The organism is Herminiimonas sp. (genome assembly GCF_030645555.1).
Classification (GTDB): Bacteria; Pseudomonadota; Gammaproteobacteria; order Burkholderiales; family Burkholderiaceae_D; genus Oxalicibacterium.
In genome coordinates this window covers 1-6,466 of the sequence record NZ_JAUSME010000307.1, presented here as the reverse complement: position 1 = coordinate 6,466, position 6,466 = coordinate 1, and the positions used below count along the sequence as shown (strand labels likewise).

Sequence of the window (6,466 nt, the reverse complement as noted above, 5' to 3'; positions counted from 1 at the left end):
TAGGCATCGACGATGCGCGCCACCAATGGATGACGCACTACGTCGGCGCTGCTGAAGCGCGTGAAAGCCAGGCCGCGCACATTTTCCAGCACTTCAATCGCTTCGACCAAGCCGCTCTTCTGGCTGGGCTGCAAATCGATTTGCGTAATGTCGCCGGTGATGACGGCCTTGCTGCCGAAACCTATGCGCGTCAAAAACATTTTCATCTGTTCCGGCGTCGTGTTTTGCGCTTCATCGAGGATGACGAAAGCATGGTTCAGGGTGCGGCCCCGCATATAGGCCAGCGGCGCAATTTCTATCGCCTGTTTTTCAAACATTTTTTGCGTGCGGTCGTAGCCGAGCAAGTCATACAGCGCGTCGTACAGAGGACGCAGATACGGGTCTATCTTCTGTGACAGATCGCCGGGCAGGAAACCCAGGCGTTCGCCGGCTTCGACTGCGGGACGCGTCAGGATGATGCGCTTGACTGCATCGCGCTCCAGCGCATCGACGGCGCAGGCTACGGCCAGATACGTCTTGCCGGTGCCGGCAGGACCGACGCCGAACGTGATGTCGTGGTCCATGATCGCCTTCAGGTATTGCAGCTGATGCGGCGTGCGGCCGCGCAAATCGTGGCGGCGGGTTTTCAGGATGGGCGCATCGGTGACTGACTCAACAGCTTTTTTGCCAGCCGGTTTTTTGGCGGCCGGCACCAGCAGCTCGGGCTCGGCCAGTGATGCGCGTTGCTCGACCAATGCCAGTTGCACTTCTTCCAGCGGCACGACCTTGTCAGCCTGCTGATAAAACTGGTCGAGGATTTCAATCGCGCGGGCGCCATTGCCGCCGCCGACGATGAATTTTTCGCCGCGACGGAATATCGTCACGTCGAGGGCGGCGGAAATCTGCCGCAGGTTTTCATCCATTGGGCCGCACAGATGCGCGAGCCGTTTGTTATCCAGCGGTTCGGGAGTGAAGTACAGCGGTTGGACGACAGTTTTGGTTTTCAATTGTTCTCGCTAGCTTGCGCGGTAGGGTGAGGCTTACTGTTTCGTGATGAGTTCGCCGCGCAAGGTATAGGCATGCGATTGCGTGATGTTGACGTCGACCATCTGGCCGATCAGTCTTGCGGCTTGCGCACCGGCGGCAAAATTGACGACGCGGTTGTTTTCTGTGCGGCCCTGCAATTCATCTGCATCTTTTTTCGATGGGCCTTCGACCAGTATGCGCTGCACGGTGCCGACCATTGCATCGCTGTAGCGGCGCGTATTCTGGTCGATCACTGCCTGCAGGCGTTGCAGGCGCTTGAGTTTGACTTCATGCGGCGTGTCATCTTCCAGATTCGCGGCCGGTGTGCCCGGGCGCGGGCTGAAAATGAAGCTGAAACTGTTGTCGTAACCGACATCATCTATCAGCTTCATCATCGCTTCAAAATCCGCCTCTGTTTCGCCCGGGAAGCCGACGATGAAATCGGATGAAATCGAAATGTTCGGCCGTACTTCACGCAGGCGGCGCAGTATCGATTTGTATTCGAGCGAGGTGTAACCGCGCTTCATCGCTGCCAGGATGCGATCCGAGCCATGCTGCGCCGGCAAATACAGATGATCGACCAGCTTGGGCACCTTGGCATAGGTATCGATCAGGCGCTGCGTGAATTCCTTCGGGTGGCTGGTGACGAAGCGTATGCGTTCTATCCCCTCCATCTCGGCGATGTACTCGATCAACAAGGAAAAATCGGCGATCTCGTCATCGGCTGCATCGCGGCTCATCTTGCCGCGGTAGGCGTTGACGTTCTGCCCCAGCAGCGTGATTTCCTTCACGCCCTGTGCTTCCAGTCCGGCCACTTCGGCCAGCACGTCGTCAAAGTGGCGCGAGACTTCTTCGCCGCGCGTGTAAGGTACGACGCAATAACTGCAGTACTTGCTGCAACCTTCCATGATGGAGACGAAGGCGGCTGCGCCGTCGACCTTGGCCGGCGGCATGTGATCGAATTTTTCGATTTCCGGGAAGCTGATGTCGACTTGTGAACGGCCGGTGGAGCGGCGTTGCTTCAACATCTCTGGCAGGCGGTGCAGGGTTTGCGGGCCGAATACCAGATCGACATAGGGCGCGCGCTTGACGATCGCATCGCCTTCCTGCGACGCCACGCAACCGCCGACGCCTATCATCAGGTCGGGCTTGAGCAATTTCAATTCGCGCAAGCGGCCCAGATCGGAAAACACTTTTTCCTGTGCCTTTTCGCGTACCGAGCAGGTGTTGAGCAGGATCACGTCCGCATCTTCCGGCCTGTCGGTCTTGATCAAGCCGTCGGACGCATTGAGCACGTCAGCCATCTTGTCCGAGTCATACTCGTTCATCTGGCAACCGAAGGTCTTGATGTATATCTTTTTCTGCATGAAATAACTTGATTAAAAGTGAGTGGTGACTATCAGGGCAGCGGCTTGGGCGCAGGCTGCGCGATTTCGTCTGTGGTCAATATCCATATGCGGTCAATGTCGCCGCCCGGATCTTCGGTGTAATGCACGATAAATCCGCTGCCACGCAAAGATGCCGGCATCTCTATCATATTGTCCTGGTTCCAGATGCGCGCGCCGGCAGACAAGGTGCGTGTTTTGTCATTGATGATGACGGCGGGATAAATCGCCGGCGTCATCACGCCGCGCTTGGTCTTGGGCGGGAAGGGGCGCTCGAAGGCATGCGCAGACAATGTTGCGAGAGCAAGTGCACAACTGATCAGCAAAGTTCCTATCCGCATGGCAGGCTTCCGTTATGGATGTAAGAGATGTGGCGACACGACAGAATGGCATGCATCCGGGCTGGTTGTTACCGGGTACATGTCAGGATTTTACTTATAAGGCAGAGCTTGAGCAGGCCGGAAGTTGATGCACATCCGTGTCAACTCATACCCAGCGCTTATGGAAGCGTCATCATAGCATGGCGGCGCTGTCGGGCGACGGCACAGGACGGCTGGCAGGACAGGGCTGCGGCAGCCGGAAATGTAATGAATGGCGCGTGCTGCGCCATTCATTTGTTTGCTCCTGTTGTGCTTTTAACGGAAGACCAGAACAGGGATCGTTGAATGCGCCAATACCTTTTGCGTTTCGCTGCCGACAAAGAGTTTGTTCAAACCTTTACGGCCGTGCGATGCCATGAAAATCACATCGCAGCCGGATTGCTTGGCGACCCGCACGATTTCTTCATATGGATTGAAGGACAGGGCGACCTCGGTCTTGCATGTCACGCCTATGGATTTTGCCTGCGCGGCCACTTTGTCGACATTGTTTTGCGCGAGTTGCTGCGCTTTTTCGTCGTATTCGGTCGAATCCATCGGAATGACCCCTGCACCTTCCACCAGCGCAGAATAGACAAAGGGTTCGGCCACGGAAAGCACGACCAGCGAGCCGCCCATGGTCTTGGTAAATTCTATTGCAGCAGCTATCGCTTTTTCCGAAAGCGGGGAGCCGTCGGTCGGTACGAGGACTTTCTTGAACATGGTTTTCTCCGGTGGTTGGAAACCGCTACAGTTATGCAGTAAAGATATATGCTGAATTTGCCGACACTACTGATCCAGATCAAAAAACAGCATCATAGGTGCAATTGCGCCATATTGCAGCGTTGGTGAATTTCCCTGCTGGCAAATGATATTCTTGATGGTAATATCCGAAATTCCCGGCTCAAGGCAAATTGACCTGGATCAATTGCCTTGAGTGTGAATCAATCATAATGATTTCATGCACTGTTTGTCGAAATCATGTGCGCTTATTAACAACAAAACCTGCAAGGATGAACATGAAAATTCTACTCGCCGCTGATGGTTCCTCATACACGACGAAAGCTGTTGACTACCTGGTCTCGCATTTCAACTGGTTCAAGGAAGGTCCTGAACTGCACGTTTTCCACGTGAAAGCGCCAATTTCCGACGGTCTCGCCCGTTCATTGGTCGGTCATGCAGTGCTGGAAAGCTACTACAAGGAAGAATCCGAAGCTGCTTTGGCGCCGGCTGAAAAGCTGTTGCAAAAGCATCAGCTGACATTCAAAAGCAGCTATGCAGTCGGCGAAGTATCGGAAGAAATTCAAGCCTACGTTAAAAAGCACAAGATAGACTTGGTCGTCATGGGTTCGCACGGTCATGGCGCCATCAAGCAGTTGATCATGGGATCGATTGCAACCAGAGTACTTGCCACCTCTTCGGTGCCGGTATTGCTGGTGCGTTGATGCTTGCCGCTGCCTGCTATTAAGCAGGCAGGACAACAAAAAACCCGCGCTCTCGTGAGAGAAACGCGGGTTTTTGTATCTTCTGAACATGTTCTTGGTGGGGGCGGTGGACTTGAAACGCCGTCTCCAGTCTTATGAAGGCTCGGCAAGCGTATCACTTCATCTTGCTACTTGGTCCAGCCAGAGGGCTTCACTTCAAACTCAACAATTAATGGTCCGCTCGGCTCCGCAGTAAGCATTTTCCGGTCACGCTCGAACTACCCAAGGTAGAGATGGGCGCTCAGGAACTTGTCACGCAGGCAGGCGTGTCGCAGCAGATGGCATGGGCGATCTGCTGCGCCGCGGTGGCCCCAATGCAGGGAGCGCTATTGGCCAAATTGCGGGCATTGAACAGACATACATTGCTGGCTTACGACTGGCTAATGTCTTCGCAGACAATAGAAAGCGAAGCAATTGGCGAGTGGGGGAGAAATTCTGAGAGCAAATCAAATAAGGATCTTTTGCGCGAGCTATAAAAATTCCATAAAAAGGTAAGGCCTATATCTCTATAATAGGGACGAATATCCTGTGCTACCTGGCGGTCAAAAAATGCAGCTTCCTCAATCTTCGACAATACCTCTTTATACACAGATTAAAGAAGCTCTAAGGGCCAAGATTATTGATGGCACCTATGTTGCGCATCAGAGATTGCCGTCCGAGAGCGAGATGATCACTGCCTTCGGCGTCAGTCGCATTACTGTGCGCCAGGCGATGAATGATCTGCAAAAGGAAGGGTTACTATTCAAGGTGCACGGCAAGGGCACCTTTGTCGCCATGCCAAATGTATCGCAGGAATTGACGCATCTGCAGGGATTTGGCGAAGCGATGCGTACTCTCGGCCATGAGACTTTTTCAGAAGTATTCGGCTTAAGCACTGTATCTGGAACCGCCATCGTCTGTGTCAAGCTGGGACTGGAGCTTGATGCCAAGGTGACAGAGATTCGACGCGTGCGTTATCTGAACCGTGAGCCTATTTCGATTGATTACTCGTGGGTGCGGCATGAAGTCGGTTCGCTTTTGTCGGAGAAAAATCTCAAGGATAAGGATCTGTTTTCATTGCTGGAGAATGAGCTCGGGCAGCCTCTGCATTCTGCCGATGTGGAAATTGATGCGACTTCGGCTAGTGCGGAGATTGCTACGCGCCTGCATGTTGCGCCGAATTCTCCGATTCTGCGGATCGAGCGCCTGACCTACGCCAGCGAAAACAAGCCACTGGTATTTGAATATATTCATTACCGGGCAGAGAGCTTCAAATACAAATTAAAAGTTCTAAGATAGGCTGCAAATAAGAATGGAAATCATTTGACTGCCCTTGGCTGATTTTAAGGCAGAGTTAAGCGCTTATCGGACCATTCGATCTCACTAAGTTGGGACCCTGTTTTGGTTAGCTTCACCATAATGATCCGCATTACCCTCCCGTCCTGAAGCGCTTTCGCGCTGTTACGTAGCAAAAACCCCCGCATCAACCATTCAAACGGCTGGCACACGTTTTGCTCAACTAGTTATGACGAGTCATGATGAGTTGTTGTCATACCAGATATCGCAAATATTGGCGGCCTCAGTGGATGGTTGTTTGCTCGGCAACTTCCAATTCCTGTGCGTTGATTTTGTTTCCCAGTACCTACTTGAAAGGCAAAGATGAAAACCATCGAATTGGAGTACGACCTTGTGATCGTTGGCGGCGGCACAGGCGGCCCTATGGCAGCGGTGAAAGCCAAGGAAAAAAATCCGAAATTGCGGGTCTTGGTACTGGAAAAAGCAAACGTCAAACGCAGTGGTGCGATTTCCATGGGCATGGATGGCCTGAATAATGCTGTGATCCCCGGGCATGCGACGCCGGAACAGTACACCAAGGAAATTACCATTGCCAATGATGGCATCGTGGATCAGAAGGGTGTGTATGCGTATGCGTCCAACAGCTTCGCGATGATAGAAGAGCTGGATCGCTGGGGTGTGAAATTCGAGAAAGACGAGACCGGCGATTTCGCCGTGCGCAAGGTCCATCACCTTGGCAGTTACGTGCTGCCGATGCCGGAAGGGCATCACATGAAAAAGGTTTTATACAGACAACTGAAGCGGGCGCGTGTCGATATCACCAATCGCGTGGTTGCCACGCGCCTGATTACCGGTGCTGGTGGTGAAATTGCCGGCGTCATGGGCTTCGATTGCCGTACCGCAGATTTCTATGTGATCAAGGCAAAGTCGGTTGTACTGTGCACAGGCGCCGCCGGCCGCC

General features: G+C 53.4%; 8 protein-coding genes. 4 read left to right on the top strand and 4 right to left on the bottom strand.

What is annotated here, in order from left to right; genetic code table 11:
* The 4 genes from Q7T06_RS11595 to Q7T06_RS11580 all read right to left on the bottom strand — a co-directional run.
* Nucleotides 1-986: PhoH family protein (locus Q7T06_RS11595; protein WP_304784816.1), on the bottom strand; the 986-nt coding region annotated here is incomplete at its 3' end.
* Between the two features lie 33 nt (nt 987-1,019).
* On the bottom strand, nt 1,020-2,372 hold the full coding sequence (gene miaB, locus Q7T06_RS11590; protein ID WP_304784813.1) for a tRNA (N6-isopentenyl adenosine(37)-C2)-methylthiotransferase MiaB: 1,353 nt from the start codon (nt 2,370-2,372) through the stop codon (nt 1,020-1,022).
* A 32-nt stretch (nt 2,373-2,404) separates the two neighbouring features.
* Nucleotides 2,405-2,731 (bottom strand): hypothetical protein, encoded by a 327-nt coding sequence (locus Q7T06_RS11585; RefSeq protein ID WP_304784811.1) that lies wholly within the window; start codon nt 2,729-2,731, stop codon nt 2,405-2,407.
* A gap of 294 nt (nt 2,732-3,025) precedes the next feature.
* Nucleotides 3,026-3,469, bottom strand: coding sequence for a universal stress protein (locus Q7T06_RS11580; protein ID WP_304784809.1), 444 nt, complete (start codon nt 3,467-3,469; stop codon nt 3,026-3,028).
* A 296-nt stretch (nt 3,470-3,765) separates the two neighbouring features.
* Between Q7T06_RS11580 and Q7T06_RS11575 the strand changes: the two genes are divergently transcribed.
* The 4 genes from Q7T06_RS11575 to Q7T06_RS11560 all read left to right on the top strand — a co-directional run.
* The gene (locus Q7T06_RS11575; protein ID WP_304784807.1) at nt 3,766-4,191 is read left to right on the top strand and encodes a universal stress protein; all 426 of its coding nucleotides are present in this window, start codon (nt 3,766-3,768) and stop codon (nt 4,189-4,191) included.
* Nucleotides 4,192-4,463: 272 nt separating this feature from the next.
* Nucleotides 4,464-4,706, top strand: coding sequence for a hypothetical protein (locus tag Q7T06_RS11570; RefSeq protein WP_304784805.1), 243 nt, complete (start codon nt 4,464-4,466; stop codon nt 4,704-4,706).
* Between the two features lie 73 nt (nt 4,707-4,779).
* Nucleotides 4,780-5,508 carry a GntR family transcriptional regulator gene (locus tag Q7T06_RS11565; protein WP_304784803.1) on the top strand — a complete coding sequence of 243 codons (729 nt, stop codon included), beginning with the start codon at nt 4,780-4,782 and terminating at the stop codon, nt 5,506-5,508.
* Nucleotides 5,509-5,868: 360 nt separating this feature from the next.
* Nucleotides 5,869-6,466 (top strand): FAD-binding protein (locus tag Q7T06_RS11560; RefSeq protein ID WP_304784801.1); only part of this gene is annotated, 598 nt, incomplete at its 3' end.

Bases quoted from the DNA above. Each gene is read 5' to 3' on its own strand.
- Q7T06_RS11570 (WP_304784805.1), top strand. From the start codon at position 4,464: ATGGGCGCTCAGGAACTTGTCACGCAGGCAGGCGTGTCGCAGCAGATG.
- Q7T06_RS11580 (WP_304784809.1), bottom strand. From the start codon at position 3,469: ATGTTCAAGAAAGTCCTCGTACCGACCGACGGCTCCCCGCTTTCGGAA.
- miaB (WP_304784813.1), bottom strand. From the start codon at position 2,372: ATGCAGAAAAAGATATACATCAAGACCTTCGGTTGCCAGATGAACGAG.
- Q7T06_RS11585 (WP_304784811.1), bottom strand. From the start codon at position 2,731: ATGCGGATAGGAACTTTGCTGATCAGTTGTGCACTTGCTCTCGCAACA.
- Q7T06_RS11575 (WP_304784807.1), top strand. From the start codon at position 3,766: ATGAAAATTCTACTCGCCGCTGATGGTTCCTCATACACGACGAAAGCT.
- Q7T06_RS11565 (WP_304784803.1), top strand. From the start codon at position 4,780: ATGCAGCTTCCTCAATCTTCGACAATACCTCTTTATACACAGATTAAA.